The organism is Thioalkalivibrio thiocyanoxidans ARh2 (genome assembly GCF_000385215.1).
Taxonomy (GTDB): Bacteria; Pseudomonadota; Gammaproteobacteria; order Ectothiorhodospirales; family Ectothiorhodospiraceae; genus Thioalkalivibrio; species Thioalkalivibrio thiocyanoxidans.
This window is the reverse complement of record NZ_ARQK01000050.1, coordinates 20,397-37,112: the sequence shown is the minus strand read 5'-3', so window position 1 is coordinate 37,112 and position 16,716 is coordinate 20,397. Positions and strand designations below refer to the sequence as shown.

The following is a 16,716-nucleotide window of genomic DNA, read 5'->3' as shown; positions in this document are numbered from 1 at the left end:
GAATGCGGTAAGGTGCCCGCATCCCGAATCACCGACCCGAGCCAAGGAGCCCGCATGTCGCGCGAAATCATCCAGACCGAAAATGCCCCGGCCGCGATCGGCCCCTACTCCCAGGCCGTGCGTGCCGGCGACACCCTGTACCTGTCCGGCCAGATCCCGCTGGACCCGGCCACGATGGAGCTGGTCGACGGCGGCATCGAAGACCAGATCCGCCGCGTGTTCGACAACCTGAAGGCCGTGCTGGAGGCCGCCGGTGCGGATTTCTCCGACATCGCCAAGCTGAACATCTTCCTGATCGACCTGACCCACTTCCCGCTGGTCAACAAGATCATGAGCGAGGTCTTCGCCGAGCCGTACCCGGCCCGCGCCGCAATCGGCGTAGCCGCCCTGCCCAAGGGTGCGCAGGTGGAGATGGACGCCATCGCCTGGTGCCCGCGAGGCTGATCCGCGCGCGGCGACCGCGGTGGACCTTCAGGCACCGCTGACGGGGTTCAAGGGCGTCGGCCCCGCAGTGGCCGAGCGTCTGGCCCGCCTGGGCCTGGAACAGGCCCGCGACCTCCTCCTGCACCTGCCGCTGCGCTTCGAGGACCGTACCCGGCTGACCCCAATCCGCGCCCTGCGCCCGGGACTCCCCGCCCTGTTCGAGGGCCGGGTTACCCATGCCGAGGTCGTCCATCGCCGCCGACGCATGCTGGTGGTCACGCTGGAAGAGGACGGCGCGTCCATCCTGCTGCGATTCTTCCATTTCGGCAGTGGTCAGCAACGCCGCCTGAGCCCGGGCACGCGCATTCGCGCCTTTGGCGAGCCCCGCGGTATGCCCGGCGCAATGGAGTGCGTGCACCCGGAACTCCAGGTGGTGGGCACGAAACCGCCCGTGCTGGAGCCCCACCTCACTCCGATCTATCCCACCACCGAGGGCATCTCGCAGAAGCTCCTGCGCCAGCTGGTAACCGAGGTCCTGCCGACGACCGGGCAGCTGCCCGACCTGCTCCCGGAGCTGAACCAGCGCCAGCTGCCCGGGCTGCACACGGCCCTGCAGCAGCTGCACCACCCCCCGGCGCGGGCCGAGGCCCTTGACGCACTGGACACCGCCGAGCAGCGCGGGCCCGCACGCACGCGCCTGGCACTGGAGGAGTTGACCGCCCACCAGCTCGCCCGCATGGAACAAAGTCACACCGCGCAGGATACGCGCCGCGCGCCGGTCATCCGCCCCGAGGGCGCACTGTGGCGACAGCTGCGCGACCAGCTCCCGTTCGAGCCCACCGGTGCACAGGACCGCGTGATCCGCGAGGTGCGCGAGGACCTGGCCCGCCCGATCCCGATGAACCGGCTGGTGCAGGGCGACGTCGGCTCCGGCAAGACCCTGGTCGCGGTCGCGGCCGCCCTCGCAGCAGTGGAGGCCGGCCATCAGGTGGCATTCATGGCCCCCACCGAGCTGCTTGCCCGTCAGCACGGGCGCAACCTCGCCCAGTGGCTGGAACCGCTGGGTGTGTCGGTGGCGTGGCTGGGGGGACGCCAGGGCGCCAGCGAGCGGGGCCAGTTGCTTTCGGAACTGGCCAGTGGCCAGCGCCAGGTCGCGATCGGCACCCACGCCCTGTTCCAGGAGGAGGTCCGCTTCCACCGCCTGGGGCTGGCGATCATCGACGAGCAGCACCGCTTTGGCGTGCACCAGCGCATGGCCCTGCGCGACAAGGGCAACGGGCAGATGCCGCATCAGCTGATCATGACCGCGACACCGATCCCGCGCACCCTGGCCATGGCCCTGTACGCCGACCTGGACAGCTCGGTCATCGACGAACGCCCGCCGGGGCGCACACCCGTGCGCACTGCACTGATCAGCCACGAGCGCCGCGACGAGGTGATCGAGCGCATCCGTGCCGCCTGCGGCTCCGGCACCCAGGCCTACTGGGTCTGCCCGCTGGTGGAGGAATCCGAACAACTGGAGGCGGAGTCTGCCGAGGCGACCGCCGAGCGCCTGCGCGAGGCGCTGCCGGAGCTGAGCATCGGGCTGGCCCACGGGCGCATGAAGGGGCCCGAACGCGATACGGTGATGGAACGCTTTCGTGCCGGCGCGCTCGATCTGCTGGTCGCCACCACGGTGATCGAGGTCGGCGTGGATGTCCCCAATGCGAGCCTGATGATCATCGAGAATGCCGAACGCATGGGGCTGTCGCAGCTGCACCAGTTGCGTGGCCGTGTCGGGCGCGGCAACACCGCCTCCGCCTGCGTGCTGCTCTACCGCCCGCCGCTGGGCGAAACCGCCCGAGAACGCCTGGAGGCGATGCGCCGCACCGACGATGGCTTCGAGATCGCGGAGGTCGACCTGCGGCTGCGCGGCCCCGGGGAGCTGCTGGGCACGCGGCAGACGGGCGACCGCAGCTTCCGCGTGGCCGACTGGTCACGCGATCAGGACCTGCTGGAGGAGGCCACGGAACTGGCCCTTCGCGTGCGCGAGGACCCGCCGCGCGCCGCGGCCCTGATCGAGCGCTGGCTGGGCAGCGCCACGCGCTATGCCACCGTCGGCTGAATCACGGCCGCACGGAACGCCCGGCCCCATCATCCATCAGATAAGAGAGCAAAGGAGCACTCAATGCCCGTTGAATCACTGTTATTGCTGCTGCTGATCGGCGGCATTGCCGGCTGGCTCGCGGGCTTGCTGGTCCACGGCGCAGGCCAGGGCATCCTGTTGAACATCGTGATCGGGGTCATCGGGGCGGTGCTGGGCGGCTGGCTGTTTACCCAGCTGGGGGTGCCGACGGCCGGCCTGATCGGGACCCTGGTGGCGGCCACGGTTGGAGCCATCCTGCTGCTGGCGCTGCTGCGTCTGATCGCACCACGCAAGTGGTAAACGAACCGCATGGAGGGAGACGCGATGATCCAGATCCTCGGCATTGTCCTGCTGGTCGGCGGCCTGATCGCGGCCATCGTCGGCCTGCAGGACAGCTTTGGCATGCGCGAACGAGCCGCCCGGCTGTTCCTTGGTCGCTTCACCCAGCGCACACTCGCCCTGCTGATCGGGGGTGTCACTGCAGCTGTACTGGGGCTGTTCCTGCTCTTCTGAACACCCACCAGTCCGAGAACCGGAAACCGCAATCGCCCCCGTTTTTTCACGGGGTCACGAGCTCGACCCCACAAGACTCTGCGAGCGCAGCGCGATCTGCCGCAGTCAGGTCCTCGCGGGTCGCGTTCGCCGGCCCCAGCTCCGCATGCATGACCGCGGCGGGGTCATCGACATGTCCGATCCCCAGCGCATGCCCCAGCTCGTGCGCCAGCGTCAGGCGCAGCTCGTCAAAGTCGCTCGCCTTGTAAACCGTAATGCTGCGCCGATCCCCCTGCTGCTGATAAACCGCCATGTCGAAACCGGTGCCGGCGGCGGCCGCCCGGTTGAACTCATCGACCTGTTGATTGAAGGCCGCGATTTCGCGCTCCAGTTCACGACCGGCTGCGTTCAGATCTGCCCGGCGATCCTCCAGGCCGCGGCGGCGCTCCTCGAGTCGCTCGTGTTCCTCGCGCAGCTCCCGCGCCTGCTCTTCCAGACGCTCGCGGACCGCCGCGCTGCGCTCCCCGCGACCCGCGTTCCAGTCGGCGACCCGGCCTTCATGCGCGCGGCGGCGCTCGTCGAACCCGCGCACGCTGCGTTCGTACAGCTCGACGTCGGCATTCAGCGCCGAGCGATGGCGATCCAGGCGTTCCCGGGCGTCGTCGATGTCGTCTTGTGCTTGATCCAGCTGCGCGCGCGAGCGCTCCCGCGCCATGGCGCCGGCCTGACGTTCGTCGAACACGAGCCGCACGGCCATCCCTTCACCGTCGCGCGCGGTGAACAGCCGTTCTTCGGTATGGGTCTCCCACATCGCCACGGCGGCATCGAGTGCGCGGCGCACTTCGTCGGGCTCCAGTTCGAAACGCGGGTCGATCTCGCCCAGATGCATCTCCACCGGAATCGCACAGCCAGGCGCGGCCGGATGCCCCCCGCCCGCCAGGAAATCGCGCGGATCGCCGTCCAGCAGCACGGCCCCGCCCAGCACCACGGCACCCGCACCGCCCAGCATCCATAACGGTATGGCCATGCATCCCCTCCGAGATCCCCAACCGCAACATGCCAACGATCAGCGGCATTCGCCAATTTGCTCCCCTGCAGGCGCCGAGGCACCATGAACTACACACATTTCGCAGGGAGAGCCCCATCATGATGCCTCGTTCCAGCCTTTACGGCCTACTGGCCGCCATCCCGTTCGCCTTTCTGCCGCTGGCGGCCCAGGCCGAGACCCCGAACATCGAGCCGGGCGAGTGGGAATACACCAACACCACCACCATGGACGGCGCGCACCAGATGCCGGAACAGACCGAGACCTACACCGAGTGCGTGACCGAGGAAGATCTCGCGCGCGGCGAGGAGATGATCGAGGCGCCCGAAGGCTGCAACGTGGACAGCATGGACATGCGCGCGGACGGCGTGGACTACACGATGACCTGCACCGACCCCGACGGCACCAGCATGGACATGGAGGGCTCGATGCAGTTCATGGGGGACCGCGCCGAGGGCGAAATGCGCAGCGAGATCGACTCGCCGATGGGCCCCATGTCCGTGCGCATCACCGTTGAAGGCCAGCGCATCGGCGACTGCTAGGGGCCACCTCCCGGGAACCCCCCGGCCCGGGTGATCCCGGGGCGCGTACTCAGCGCTTCACGGTGGCACGCAGTGCCAGGCGCACGAGCGTCTCCACCGAATCGGCCTGGTCGCGCACGGCAGCGACCATCTTCTCCGCGCTGGCGCGTGGATAGCCCAGCGACTCGAGCGCGGCCAGTGCCTCGCCGTCCATCGCGGCGGCCGGGGCATCGGCCCCTGCGCCCGCAACACCCGGCGTGGCCGCGAACCCCATCTCGGCCAGTCGTTCGCCCAGCTCCAGCACCACCCGTTCGGCCGTGCGCTTGCCGATCCCCGGGACCTTGGCCAGTCCGGTCACGTCACCGCCGCTGATCAGGCCGGCCAGCTCGTCCCCCGCATAGGTCGAGAGCATCGCCAGCGCGAGCCTGGCCCCGATCCCGTTGACCCGGATCAGTCGCCGGAACAGATCGCGGTCGCGCTGGTGCATGAACCCGAACAGCTGGTGGGCATCCTCGCGCACCACGAGGTGCGTGGTCAGCACGACAGTGGCGCCCGGTTCCGGCAGGGCCGCCAGCGTGGAGAGCGGGACCTCGACCTCGTAACCCACTCCCCCTGCGTCGATGACCACGCCATTCACCTCGCGGCTGATCAGCGTCCCCTCCAGCCGGGCAATCATGGGCGCCCTCCGATCACGGCCGATGCGGCCCCCGCCAGGCGCGCCTCGTGCTGGGCGGTATGGGCGTGGCACAGTGCGACAGCCAGCGCATCGGCGGCGTCGCTGCTGGCCGGCTCGGTCAGGCGTAACAGTTGCTGCATCATGTGCTGGACCTGCTCCTTGTCCGCTCCGCCCACGCCGACCACGGCCATCTTGATCGCGCGCGGGGCATATTCGTGTACCGGGAGTCCGGCCTGGGTTGCCGCGCAGATGGCGGCCCCCCGGGCGTGCCCGAGCTTGATCGCCGACTGCGCATTGCGCGCGACAAAGACCGACTCGATCGCCAGCACGTCGGGCTTCAATTCGTCGATAACTTCGACCACGCCGGCAAAGATCTCGCCCAGGCGCTCGGGAAACCCCCTGGCCCTGGGACGGATCACGCCATGGCCGCGGGAACAGCCCTGACCCCTGGCGTACTCGATCACGGCAAAGCCGGTGATCCGCGAGCCGGGGTCGATACCGAGGATACGCATCTGCTTGTCCGGGGGCGCGTTACTGCCCCACGCCTTCCGGGAAATCGGCGTTGGTGTAGACGTTCTGCACGTCATCCAGGTCGTCCAGCATCTCCAGAAGCTTCAGCACGGTCTCGGCAGTCTCTTCATCCAGTGGCGACAGGGTCTCGGGGCGCCAGGTGACCTCCGAACTCTCCGGTTCCAGCCCGCGGTCCAGCAGTGCCTGGCGCACGTCCTGGTAGGTATCGGGCTCGGTAATGACCTCGATCGCGCCGTCGTCCTCGACCTGCACGTCCTCGGCCCCGCCCTCCAGCGCGGCCTCCATGACCGTCTCGTCATCCAGCCCCGGGGCAAAACGGATCACGCCCTTGTTCTGGAACAGATAGGCCACCGAACCATCGGTGCCCAGGTTTCCGCCCATCTTGGAGAAGGCGTGACGCACCTCGGCCACCGTCCGGTTGCGATTGTCGGTCATGCAATCAACCAGGATCGCCGCTCCGCCCGGGCCATAGCCCTCGTAGCGGATCTCCTCCATGGCATCGCCATCGGTCTCACCGGCGCCGCGTTTGGCCGCGCGCTCGATGGTATCCCGGGTCATGTTGGCGCCCAGCGCCTTGTCGATCGCCAGGCGCAGACGCGGGTTGGTCTCGGGGTCGGATCCGCCCTGCCGGGCGGCGACGGTGATCTCGCGGATCAGCTTGGTAAAGAGTTTGCCGCGCTTGGCGTCCTGGGCATTCTTGCGGTGCTGGATATTCGCCCACTTGCTGTGGCCTGCCATTCGGTCACGACTCCTTGCGTTGGGTTCGTTGGGGGCGGCCAGGCGGCCGCGAGACCCGCACAGTCTAATCGACTGGGGATGTTGGGTTCATGCCAAGACGCAAGGTGACGCTTGATGGAGGTAGTGCGGGGGCCGGACGGACCGGTTTCAGGGGCGCAGCAACGGTCCCTCGACGGCCTCGCGGGCCTCGCGCCCGGCCAGCTGCTCGATCAGGGTCAGGGCAAAGTCCATCGCCGCACCGGGCCCCCGGCCAGTAATGATGCGCTCGTCGACTTCCACAAGCCCCCCGGTCGAGGGGATGCCCGATTCGTCCAGTGCGCCGGTAAACGAGGTCACGCGGCGACCTTCAAGCACACCCGCCTGCGCCAGCGCCTTGGGCCCGGCGCAGATCGCCCCGAGCCAGCCGTCGCGCTCCGCCTGTGCCCGCAGCATGGCCTGCACACGCGGATCGTCGCGCAGGTGATCGGCCCCCGGCAGGCCACCGGGCAGCACGATCAGATCGAAGGCATCCTCCTGAACCGAATCCAGCGTCGTATCCGGCTGGATCACCGTACCGCGCGAACAGCGCACGGGGCCCGATTCGAGCCCCGCGACCGTGACCTCGAAGCGCGCGCGGCGCAGCAGGTCGATGATGGTGACGGCCTCCAGCTCCTCGGCCCCGGCCGCCAGCGGTACCAGTACGCGGGGATATTCCTGCGTCATGGCCACCTCCGTCCAGCGCCGATCAGCGCTGGTTGTAGATGTTCAGGCCCTTGAGCAGATTCAGGGCCTCGCTCAGACCGTAGTCACGCTCGGCCAGGCTCTCGCCGTTGTCATCATCCTCGTCTTCCGGCACATCCTCGCCCTGCAGCTCGCGCTGCATGCGGGCCTGGGACTCGCGCTCATCATCTCCTTCGGCACGTGTGACCGTGAGGTTTTCCAGCCGGATATCGGGCGCCACGCCCTCTTCCTCGATGTTGCGCCCGTCCGGCGTGAAGTAACGCGCCGTGGTCAGCTTGATACCGGTGTTCTCGGTAAGCGGCAGGATCGTCTGCACCGAGCCCTTGCCAAAGGTGTTCTGACCCATGACCACCGCACGCTTGTGGTCCTGCAGCGCACCAGCCACGATCTCCGAGGCCGAGGCCGAACCCCGGTTTACCAGCACCACCATCGGGGCACCGTCAAGCACGTCCCCCGGCGAGGCCTGGTAGCGGAACTGCGAGTCCTCCAGCCGGCCCTCCGTGTAGACGATCAGTCCATCCTCGAGGAAGGCATCGGACACGCCGACCGCGCCATTGAGGATGCCGCCCGGGTTGTTGCGCAGATCCAGCACCAGGCCGCGCAGGTCACCCTCTTCCTTCAACTCTTCGACTGCCCGCACCACATCGCGCGCGGTGCGCTGCTGGAAGTTGCTGATACGCAGATAGCCATAGCCGTCTTCCAGGATCTCCGAGCGCACACTCTGGACCTGAATGCGGTCGCGCGTCAGCGTGATCTCCTTCGGCTGATCCTCGCCCTCGCGCACGATGGTCAGGGTGATGTCGCTCCCCTTCTCGCCGCGCATCTTGGAGACGGCATCCGACAGTGACATGCCCTGCACGGATTCGCCGTCCAGGCGGATGATCAAGTCACCGGCCTCGATCCCCGCCTCGCTGGCCGGTGTGTCGTCGATCGGGGCGATGACTTTGACAAAGCCATCCTCCATACCGACCTCGATACCCAGGCCACCGAACTCGCCGGAGGTCCCGACCTGCATGTCCTCGAAGTCCTGCTCGTCGAGGTAGGCCGAGTGCGGATCCAGCCCGGAGAGCATCCCCTGGATGGCGTTGTCCAGCAGCTCCTTGTCGTCCACCTCGGTGACGTAATTGCGCTTGATGCGCATATACACCTCGGTGAACCGCTGCAGATCCTCTACCGGCAGGGCATTCTTGGCGCCATTTTCGCGATCGGCGTATACCGCCACCGATACGCTCAGCATGACGCCGACCACCAACCCCACCACCAGGGCGTACCCGGTGCGACAAGCCTTCTTCATTACTGATCCTCTAGAAACGGAGGTATTCATCGTCGCGATGGTAGCATCGCGAATCTGACCCCTGCCTGAACGCCCGACTCTGTCTGCTGTTTTCGCCGGACAAATCGTTCCAACCTTGTCACGATTTTTTCGTGACACCCGTCATTGTGATAGCCACCAGTCCTCAGGGTTCAACGGATCGCCATTTCGCCGAATCTCGAAATAGAGCCCCGGCGCGATCGCCTCGCGCCCGGCCCCGGCCAGGGCCATGCGCGCACCCCCCTCGACCTCCTCACCCTCGGCAACCAGAATTTCCTCCAGATTGCTGTACAGCGTCAGGTAGCCGTCTCCGTGGTCGAGGATGACCAGAAAACCGTAACCCTGCATCCAGTCGGCGTAGACCACTCGGCCAAAATGGACCGCGTGCACGGCCTCGCCGTTGTCGACCTCCAGCACCGTCCCGCGCCAGCGTGACTGCAGACGGCTTCCGCGCGGCTCGTTGAAGCGCCGGGCCACCGACCCTTCCGCGGGCTTGGGGAGCTCGCCCTGGAGTTCCTCGAAGGCCACATCGGAGCGCACAGGGGCCCGCTCGGGGGGAGGATCATCCCGCGCGGCGCGCTCCTCGCGCTCGGCCGCAGCGCGCTCCACCTCGCGAATCACCTCCTCCAGCGTTTCCGCGTTGCGCTCCAGCCGTGCCAGCTCCAGTGCCTCGTCCTCGATCGCGCGCTCCAGCTCCTCCATCGCCGTGCGCTGCCGTTCCTCCTCGCGTTCGAGATCGGCTACCACCTCGCGCAGCTCCGCTTCCTGCTCGGCCAGCACCGCCTGCTCGCGCTCCAGGTCATCGCGCGCGGCGCGCAGCACCTCGAGCTGTTCGCCCAGCGCGGCCAGCGCCTCGGCCCGCGCCTCGCGCAACCGCGCGGCGATCTCCGGGTGCAGCCGGCCCAGCTCGCCCTCGCCCCCGGTGCCCGGCACGCGCCCCGGATGCCGGTCGCGCTGCCACTGGTCGCGCAGCAGGCGCCCCGCCTGCACGCGCTCCTCGCGCAGCCGGTCCTCCTCCTGTTCGACTCGCGCTTCGTGATCGGCGATCACCTCGGCCTGCTGTTCGCGTTCGGCCTCCAGTTCGCGCAGTTCGCGCCGCGACTCGCCACTGCCCCGCGCCGCGCGCTCGAGCTCATCCTCCAGACGCTCAAGCGCGGCCTGGCGTTCCTCCTGGCTGCGCTCCAGGTCGCGGATCGCCTCCAGCGTCTCTTCCAGTTCGGCCTCCGGCTCGAGCGCCGACAGCCCTCCTGCCGAGGCGAAAAAAAATACTGCCAGAACAAGCGGTAAGGGGTATCGGGAAGTCAAGATTGCGCAAATTCGCATATCGGGGTACGTTTAGGTACTTATATTCTCACCCGGTTACGGGCCTGCTGTTTCGCAAAACAATAAAGAGGCATGCCGTGAGCAACGAAACGCTCGAAGACGAAAAGGTGGTCGAAGACGAACTGATGTCCCAGGACGAGGACATCGAGCGGGCCTCGCGCTCGCTCAAGGCCATGTCCCACCCCCTGCGGCTCAAGATCCTCTGCATTCTCGGCGATCGCGAGATCAGCGTACAGGAAATTGTCGATCAGGTCGGGACCTCGCAGAGCAACATTTCGCAGCATCTGGGCATCCTGCGCGATAAGGGCATTCTGGCCACCCGCAAGGATGCGAACCGCGTCTACTACCGGGTGGGGGACTCCCGCACACTGCGCCTGATCGGTATGATGCAGGACGTTTTCTGCAGCTCCTGACATCTCCCTGACCAACGCGGCCCCTGAATGCTCGAAAGACTCCCTGAATTCCTGTCCAATCACCCGATCCTGACCGGTGCCCTGCTCGCGGTCGTCGGGATGATCCTGTTCACCGAGTTCCGCCGCCTGACCCGCAAGTACCGCACCCTGTCTCCGAGCGAGGCCGTGCGCGTGATCAACCAGGACGACAGCCTGGTACTGGACGTGCGCGAGGACAACGAGATTGCCTCCGGGCGCATCAGTGGCGCCAAGCACATCCCGGTGGGTAGTCTGCAAAAGCGCATGGACGACATCGCCAAGTACAAGGACAAGCCGGTAGTGGTCTACTGCCGCAGCGGCAATCGCTCCGCGATGGCGGCCTCGCAACTAACCGCAGCGGGCTTCCAGGATGTCGTGAACCTCCAGGGCGGCATCCAGGCCTGGCAATCCGCGGGCATGCCGATCAAGAAGAAATAATGCGCTTCGAGGTCTATGGCACGGTCCGGTGCCCATTCTGCCTGCTGGCCCGCCGGCTGCTGATCCACCACGGCTACCCCTTCGACGACCACCCGGTCGACCGCGAACCCGGTGCGCGCGCGGAAATGGAACAGCGTGCCGGGCGCAGCTCGGTACCGCAGATCTTCCTCGGCGACACCCACATTGGCGGCTACGACGAGCTGCAGGCGCTGGACCGCTCCGGCGAACTGCAACACATGGCCGAAGCGGCCGGGATCGAGCCGGCCAGCGCGAGCTGAGCCCCATTCCGGCGCCGCATTGCTATACGATGCCCCGATACGAATCCACTCTCCACGACTCGGAACGACATCATGGCTGAAGACACTTCCAACACCAGCGGCAACGGCGCAGGTGCGCAGGGCAACACCCAGGACAACCCCGGCTTCTCCATCCAGAAGGTGTTCATCAAGGACATCTCGTTCGAATCGCCGGACGCCCCCGAGATCTTTCTGAACGAGTGGAAGGGCGAGACGAACATCCAGCTGAACACCAACGCCCGCCCGATTCGCGAAGAGGAAGGCGTGTTCGAGGTCGAGCTGAAACTGACCGTGACCACCGAGTCCAACGGCAAGACCGCCTACCTGGTCGAGATCAACCAGGCCGGCGTCTTCATCGTCCGCGGCTTCCCCCGCGACCAGCTCAACCAGCTGCTCGGCTCCTACTGCCCGAACCTGCTGTTCCCGTTCGCCCGCGAAACGGTCGCCGACCTGGTGCTCAAGGGCGGCTTCCCGCAGCTGCTGCTGCAGCCGGTCAACTTCGAGGCGCTGTACCAGCAACACCTGGAAGACCAGAAGAAGGCGTCCGGCGACTCGCAGGCGGCCTCGCCGGAGTCGACCTCCCAGGCCTGAGCCGGGACTCGTACCCGTGCGCATTGCACTCCTGGGTGGCGGCTCCTGGGGTACCGCGCTGGCGATCCACGCCGCGCGGCTGCACCAGGACGTCGCGCTCTGGGTCCGCAAGGACGAGGCCGCCGAGCGGCTGAATCGCGAACGCGAAAACGCCCGCTATCTGCCTGGCATCCCCTTCCCGGAGAATCTCTCCATCAGCGCCGACCAGGGCGTGATCGACCACGCGGAGCTGGTGCTGCTCGCCGTCCCGTCCGGGGCCTTTCGCGAGACGCTGCGCTGGATGCAGCCCCGCCTGCGCGAAGACCAGACGGTCGCCTGGGCCACCAAGGGACTGGAGACGTCCAGCGGGGCCTGGCTGCACGAGATCGCCGAGGAAGAACTGGGCTCCGGCTTCCCGCCCGCGCTGATCTCCGGACCCTCCTTCGCCGCAGAGGTGGCCCGCGGCCAGCCCACCGCACTGACGGCGGCCTCGCAGAGCGAACACAGCCTGGACCGCCTGGCCGGCGCACTGCATGGCGACGCTCTGCGCATCTATCGCAATCACGACGTGATCGGTGTGGAGATGGGGGGGGCCCTGAAGAACGTCCTCGCGGTCGCGACCGGGATCGCCGACGGCGCGGGCTACGGCGGCAATGCCCGCGCCGCGCTGATGACCCGCGGTCTGGCCGAAATGCAGCGCCTGGGCGAGGCGGTCGGGGCCCAGCCGGGCACGCTGACCGGGCTGTCCGGTCTCGGCGATCTGATCCTCACCTGCACCGACGACCAGTCGCGCAACCGTCGCCTGGGGCGCCTGCTGGGTCAGGGCTATGACCTGGAGACGGCCCGTGCCCGTATCGGCCAGTCGGTCGAGGGGGTGGAGACCGCGCGCCAGATCAGCACGCGCGCCGAGGCCCTGTCGGTGGACATGCCCATCTGCGCGGAGGTCCACGCCGTGCTCTACCAGGGGCGACCGGTACGCGAGGCCGCACGCCGCCTGCTGGAACGCGATCCGACCCACGAGAACCCGACCGGGTAACCCCGAGCCGAACCCGCGCAATCGCACCCGTTCGTGCGGTTCGTTACCGTGCACGGACGATTGTCCACAGCTGGGAGGCATCCATGCGCAAGGCGTGGAAGGAACTGGATCTCGAGGGCGGCGGCCTGCAGGCGATCAACGCGAAACTTGCGGCCGAGATGCGCGCGCGCCCGCCTGCCTACATCGCCTGGATCCTGTTTCCGCTAGGGCTGCACCGCTTCTACCTGCGCGAGCCGCTCGGGGGCACGGGATTCATCGGCCTCACCGCGGCCACACTGATCGTGGCCTGGCTGCTAACCGGCTGGTGGTGGCTGATCCCGGCGGGTGCCGCAGCCGCGTGGGCAGCGTTTGATCTGATCTGGATCGACCGCCGCGTGACGGACTACAACAAGGAACTGCGCAAGCAGGTGTTCCTGCGCAAGGGTCACAAACCGCCGCAGGACTATCGCGGCCGCTACACCAGCGACGAGGACGCCCAGCGCGAACTGGCCGAGTACCAGTCGATCAAGGAAAGCGAGCGCGCCGGACACCCGGGCACCGCCGGGGCCAGTGATCGCGATCGCGACACGGGCGGTAAGCGGCGCATGCCGAGCTTCAACGAACAGGAGGCGATGCTGCGCCAGATGCGCTCACACAGGAAGGACGAGACCGGGGATCACTAGGCCCCGGCCCTGGGGGAGCCCGACGGTTTTCAGCTGTCGCCCGGGCGCCAGACGCCACTGGCCTCCTGCTGCGGCGGCGGAGCCGCCTGCTTGCGGCTTTCCATATCCACAAATACCGATTCGGTGAACTGCGACAGCTGCTTGAGATATTCCTTGCGCTCGTTCACCGACTCCGGCATCTGCGCGACCAGAAAGCCGGTAATCGCACTCAGATACTGTACCGCCACGATGGGCTGCTGGGCCCTGGGATCGGTCTCGACCAGCACGTCCTGGATCTTCTGGATCAGGTCGCCGGACAGCTGCAGGGTATCGTCACTCATGGTGCTCCTTCGGTTATCGAACGTTGTTGCATAGGCTAGGGCAACGCCTGCGCAACAGAAAGTGAACGCAAAGCCGGCGGGACTTTCCGCCCGACCAAACGAGGCGTCAAACGCTCACCACGGCCGTGGCGGTGGCTCCCGGTCTTCTTGATCGTCGTCGTCCGGGCCGGATTCGGGGGCATCGTCGTCGGTATCGTAATGCTCGTGCATGCGATCCGGTGGCACCTGCCAGGGCTCGCTGGGCAGGATCGTCCGCTCGCCCGGCCGTGGTGCCCAGGGCTCCTGCTCCAGCCCTCGAACCAGCCCGACAATCATCATCAGGATCACCAGCGAAAACGGCAGGGCGGCGAGGATCACCGCGCTCTGCAGGACCTCCAGCCCGCCCGCCAGCAAAAGAACCGCGGTAATCAGCCCGATCAGCGCACCCCAGATGGTCAGATGTCGCTTGCGGTGCTCTGTCGAACCGTGGGCCAGAAGGGTGTTGATCACGACGATCCCGGCATTGGCCGAGGTCAGCAGGTAGGTCGCGATCAGGATCGTGATCAGCCCGCCCCCGACCTTGGCGGCCAGCCAGGGCTCCAGCGTGTCCATGGTCGCGAAGGTGGCCAAGGTCAGGTCCTCGGCGACGATGTCGGCAATGCCCACGCCCCGTTCGATCTCGGCATGCAGGGCCGTGCCACCCAGCATCGCCAGCCAGAAGAAGGTGATCACCGTAGGGACCAGCAGGACGCCCAGGACGAACTCGCGCAGCGTACGGCCGCGCGAGATGCGCGCGATGAACAGCCCCACGAACGGAGCCCAGGCCAGCCACCAGCCCCAGTAGAACACCGTCCAGTCGGAGTGCCAGGGGTCCGTCTGATGGGCGTGGGTGTACAGGGACAACCCCAGCAGGTTCTGCAGGTAGCTGCCGGAGGACTGCACGAACAGCGCCAACAGGTACTGGGTTGGCCCCCAGATCAGCAGCAGGCCTATCAAGGCCACGCTCAGCCACATGTTGGCCTGGGAGATCCGCTGCACACCGACCTGTACACCGGTAATGACGGACACGATGGCGATCGCCGTGAGCAGCGCCGCCAAAAACAGTTGGCCGTGCTCGCCACCGCCAATACCCAGCGTATGCACCAGACCGGTATCCAGTTGCTGGATACCCAGTCCCAGTGTCGTCGCAATCCCGAAAACCGTGGCCAGGATCGCCAGCAGATCGACGATGTCGCCAGGCCAGCCATGGCTGTATTTCCCGATAAGAGGATGCAGGGCGGAACGCAGCGCCAGCGGTTGCCCCTTGCGAAAGCCGAAATAGGCCAGGATCAGTGCCAGCAGGGCAAACACCGCCCAGGCATTCAGACCCCAGTGAAAATAGGTCAGCACCATGGACATGTCGGCGGCCTCGGCCGTCTCGCCATTGTCCAGCAGGAACGGATTGCCCCCGTAGTGGCTGAGCGGCTCGGCCACCGCCCAGAACAGCAGCCCCACGCCCATACCAGCGGCAAACAGCATCGCCAGCCATGACAGCGTGGTGAACTCCGGGACCTCGTCATCCCGACCGAGGCGCACATCCTTGTAGCGTCCGACGCCCAGCCAGATCACGATGGCCAGAAAGAAGGCCATCGCGACGACGTAGTACCACTCGAGAAACGGCGTCAGAAAGGCGCGGGCACCGGAGACGGCCTCCTCGAGCTGATCCGTGCGATAGATCGCGAACAGCGCAATCAGCACCACCAGCAGCAACGCGACCGGGGCCACGCGCGGGTTCAGTCCCTTGAAGGGTCCTCGGGTCGCGACGTTGTACATCCGCTCCTCCGTGAAGTGCTGGGCCGTCAGACGCGATGGGCCTGCAACAGTTCCCGCTCGCCGGCGGAACGGTTCCCCGTGCGGAAGTCCTGAATGACCCGGTGCACAAAACGCAGCTTCGCGATCGCCTCCGGGGTCAGTACAAATGGATAGACATGGGCGTGCCCCATGCTGCGATTCAGACTGTTCAGGGCCGCCGCCAGCGGCAGCCAGTGTGCCACCAGTGCGTCCGGATCATCGGTGGCATAGGCATCGAAATGCGACTGTCCGCCCTGCGGCCCCAGCCTCGCGGCCGCCCCCACACTGGGCGCGACATCCATGCCATAGGCAGCGGCCGTGTCCAGGGCATCCACGATATGCAGGTAGTGCGCCCAGGTCTCGGCCCAGTCCTCCCAGGGATGCGAACTGGCATAGGCCGAAACGAAATGGTCCTGCCAGTCGCTCGGCGGACCCTGGTCATAGTGCTGGCGCAGGGCCGCATCATAATCGGCGCGTTCGTCCCCAAAGCGCTCGCGGAAGGGCTCGTGCCAGCGCGTCTCCCGGATCAGCCGGTCCCAGTAATAGTGTGCCGACTCATGGCGAAAATGGCCGAGGATCGTGCGATAGGGCTCGGCCATCGCCTCGCGCATGCTTTCACGCACGGCGGGGTCGGCCTCCGCGATATTGAGCGTGATGACGCCATTCGCATGCCCGGTCACCACACCAGCACCCTCGTGAAAGTCCGGATTCGGGTCGGCGAGGAAATCGAACGCGAGACCGGCGGAGTCCGTCTGCTTGGAGACGACCGGAAGGCCCAGGCGCAGCAGGCTGTACACCAGGCGCCGCTTTTCCGTCTCCAGCCGTTCCCACAGGCGCGCATTGCCGGGCACGGTCAGATCCGGGATGGTCCGGTTCAGCCGGCAGGCACGGCAGTAGGCCTCCGGGTCGTCGTGGCGCACCATCCAGTTGCAGACCGCATCCACCGCATAGTGGCGGCACTGGCGATAGATCGGCCCGTCCGGATCCCCCGCGACCCGCCACAGCCCGCCCGGGATCGGCTGCCCCGAGGCATCCAGCGCATCCCCGGCCATCTCCAGCGCGGACAGCTCCAGGCGGTCGGGCAGGAAGCCCAGCCGGCGACCACAGCCATTGCAGTAGGTGTTGTCGAAGTAAATGACACTACCGCAGCCTTCACACTCGAACAGCTGCATTACGACCTCCCGGAAAGCACAGCCCCGCGATTCGCGGCACTTGAGTCAGCCTACGCCAAACCGCTGCATGCGTCGC

Annotated in this window: 21 protein-coding genes; 11 read left to right on the top strand and 10 right to left on the bottom strand. The window is 67.0% G+C overall.

Features of this window, described 5'->3' with window-relative positions; genetic code table 11:
* Positions 1-54: 54 nt before the first annotated feature.
* From G372_RS0107155 to G372_RS0107140, 4 genes are all read left to right on the top strand, one after another.
* Positions 55-444 (top strand): RidA family protein, encoded by a 390-nt coding sequence (locus G372_RS0107155; protein WP_018138636.1) that lies wholly within the window; start codon positions 55-57, stop codon positions 442-444.
* On the top strand, positions 398-2,527 hold the full coding sequence (gene recG / locus G372_RS0107150; RefSeq protein WP_081621289.1) for an ATP-dependent DNA helicase RecG: 2,130 nt from the start codon (positions 398-400) through the stop codon (positions 2,525-2,527). Before G372_RS0107155 ends, recG begins: the two co-directional genes overlap by 47 nt.
* 63 nt (positions 2,528-2,590) lie before the next feature.
* Positions 2,591-2,848 (top strand): GlsB/YeaQ/YmgE family stress response membrane protein, encoded by a 258-nt coding sequence (locus G372_RS0107145; RefSeq protein ID WP_012983377.1) that lies wholly within the window; start codon positions 2,591-2,593, stop codon positions 2,846-2,848.
* A 24-nt stretch (positions 2,849-2,872) separates the two neighbouring features.
* Positions 2,873-3,061: a DUF3185 family protein gene (locus G372_RS0107140; protein ID WP_026278904.1), complete on the top strand. Its 189-nt coding sequence runs from the start codon at positions 2,873-2,875 to the stop codon at positions 3,059-3,061.
* 46 nt (positions 3,062-3,107) lie between these two features.
* Here the strand turns inward: G372_RS0107140 and G372_RS0107135 are convergent, their stop codons facing one another.
* On the bottom strand, positions 3,108-4,067 hold the full coding sequence (locus G372_RS0107135) for a matrixin family metalloprotease (RefSeq protein WP_026278903.1): 960 nt from the start codon (positions 4,065-4,067) through the stop codon (positions 3,108-3,110).
* Positions 4,068-4,186: 119 nt separating this feature from the next.
* On the opposite strand from G372_RS0107135, the gene G372_RS0107130 reads away from it, so the two are divergent.
* A complete protein-coding gene (locus tag G372_RS0107130) occupies positions 4,187-4,627 on the top strand; it encodes a DUF3617 domain-containing protein (protein ID WP_019624713.1) in 441 nt (146 codons plus the stop codon).
* A 49-nt stretch (positions 4,628-4,676) separates the two neighbouring features.
* Here G372_RS0107130 and ruvA read toward each other — a convergent pair whose 3' ends face one another.
* The 6 genes from ruvA to G372_RS0107100 form a co-directional block, all read right to left on the bottom strand.
* Positions 4,677-5,282: a Holliday junction branch migration protein RuvA gene (gene ruvA / locus G372_RS0107125; protein WP_018863523.1), complete on the bottom strand. Its 606-nt coding sequence runs from the start codon at positions 5,280-5,282 to the stop codon at positions 4,677-4,679.
* Positions 5,279-5,794, bottom strand: coding sequence for a crossover junction endodeoxyribonuclease RuvC (ruvC, locus tag G372_RS0107120; RefSeq protein WP_018863522.1), 516 nt, complete (start codon positions 5,792-5,794; stop codon positions 5,279-5,281). The genes ruvA and ruvC overlap by 4 nt, the downstream gene beginning before the upstream one ends.
* Before the next feature lie 19 nt (positions 5,795-5,813).
* Positions 5,814-6,551, bottom strand: coding sequence for a YebC/PmpR family DNA-binding transcriptional regulator (locus G372_RS0107115; RefSeq protein WP_018863521.1), 738 nt, complete (start codon positions 6,549-6,551; stop codon positions 5,814-5,816).
* A gap of 147 nt (positions 6,552-6,698) precedes the next feature.
* Positions 6,699-7,253 carry a DJ-1 family glyoxalase III gene (locus tag G372_RS0107110; protein ID WP_018863520.1) on the bottom strand — a complete coding sequence of 185 codons (555 nt, stop codon included), beginning with the start codon at positions 7,251-7,253 and terminating at the stop codon, positions 6,699-6,701.
* A gap of 22 nt (positions 7,254-7,275) precedes the next feature.
* Entirely contained in the window at positions 7,276-8,565 is a 1,290-nt protein-coding gene (locus tag G372_RS0107105; protein ID WP_018863519.1) for a S41 family peptidase, read from the bottom strand.
* 141 nt (positions 8,566-8,706) lie between these two features.
* Complete coding sequence (locus tag G372_RS0107100; RefSeq protein WP_038070665.1) at positions 8,707-9,906, bottom strand: murein hydrolase activator EnvC family protein; 1,200 nt, start codon at positions 9,904-9,906, stop codon at positions 8,707-8,709.
* A gap of 77 nt (positions 9,907-9,983) precedes the next feature.
* On the opposite strand from G372_RS0107100, the gene G372_RS0107095 reads away from it, so the two are divergent.
* The 6 genes from G372_RS0107095 (at position 9,984) to G372_RS0107070 (ending at position 13,339) form a co-directional block, all read left to right on the top strand.
* Entirely contained in the window at positions 9,984-10,319 is a 336-nt protein-coding gene (locus G372_RS0107095; RefSeq protein ID WP_018863517.1) for an ArsR/SmtB family transcription factor, read from the top strand.
* A gap of 27 nt (positions 10,320-10,346) precedes the next feature.
* Positions 10,347-10,775 (top strand): rhodanese-like domain-containing protein, encoded by a 429-nt coding sequence (locus tag G372_RS0107090; protein ID WP_018863516.1) that lies wholly within the window; start codon positions 10,347-10,349, stop codon positions 10,773-10,775.
* Positions 10,775-11,053 (top strand): glutaredoxin domain-containing protein, encoded by a 279-nt coding sequence (locus G372_RS0107085; protein ID WP_019624715.1) that lies wholly within the window; start codon positions 10,775-10,777, stop codon positions 11,051-11,053. Before G372_RS0107090 ends, G372_RS0107085 begins: the two co-directional genes overlap by 1 nt.
* 72 nt (positions 11,054-11,125) lie before the next feature.
* A complete protein-coding gene (gene secB / locus G372_RS0107080) occupies positions 11,126-11,662 on the top strand; it encodes a protein-export chaperone SecB (RefSeq protein ID WP_018863514.1) in 537 nt (178 codons plus the stop codon).
* A gap of 16 nt (positions 11,663-11,678) precedes the next feature.
* The gene (locus G372_RS0107075) at positions 11,679-12,677 is read left to right on the top strand and encodes an NAD(P)H-dependent glycerol-3-phosphate dehydrogenase (RefSeq protein WP_018863513.1); all 999 of its coding nucleotides are present in this window, start codon (positions 11,679-11,681) and stop codon (positions 12,675-12,677) included.
* An 83-nt stretch (positions 12,678-12,760) separates the two neighbouring features.
* Complete coding sequence (locus tag G372_RS0107070; RefSeq protein WP_019624716.1) at positions 12,761-13,339, top strand: TM2 domain-containing protein; 579 nt, start codon at positions 12,761-12,763, stop codon at positions 13,337-13,339.
* Positions 13,340-13,368: 29 nt separating this feature from the next.
* Here G372_RS0107070 and G372_RS0107065 read toward each other — a convergent pair whose 3' ends face one another.
* The 3 genes from G372_RS0107065 to G372_RS0107055 all read right to left on the bottom strand — a co-directional run bounded on the left by G372_RS0107065 (position 13,369) and on the right by G372_RS0107055 (position 16,640).
* Positions 13,369-13,659 carry a hypothetical protein gene (locus G372_RS0107065; protein ID WP_018863511.1) on the bottom strand — a complete coding sequence of 97 codons (291 nt, stop codon included), beginning with the start codon at positions 13,657-13,659 and terminating at the stop codon, positions 13,369-13,371.
* 114 nt (positions 13,660-13,773) lie between these two features.
* The gene (locus tag G372_RS0107060) at positions 13,774-15,450 is read right to left on the bottom strand and encodes a BCCT family transporter (protein ID WP_019624717.1); all 1,677 of its coding nucleotides are present in this window, start codon (positions 15,448-15,450) and stop codon (positions 13,774-13,776) included.
* A gap of 26 nt (positions 15,451-15,476) precedes the next feature.
* Positions 15,477-16,640: a zinc-binding metallopeptidase family protein gene (locus tag G372_RS0107055; protein WP_019624718.1), complete on the bottom strand. Its 1,164-nt coding sequence runs from the start codon at positions 16,638-16,640 to the stop codon at positions 15,477-15,479.
* Between the last annotated feature and the right edge of the window lie 76 nt (positions 16,641-16,716).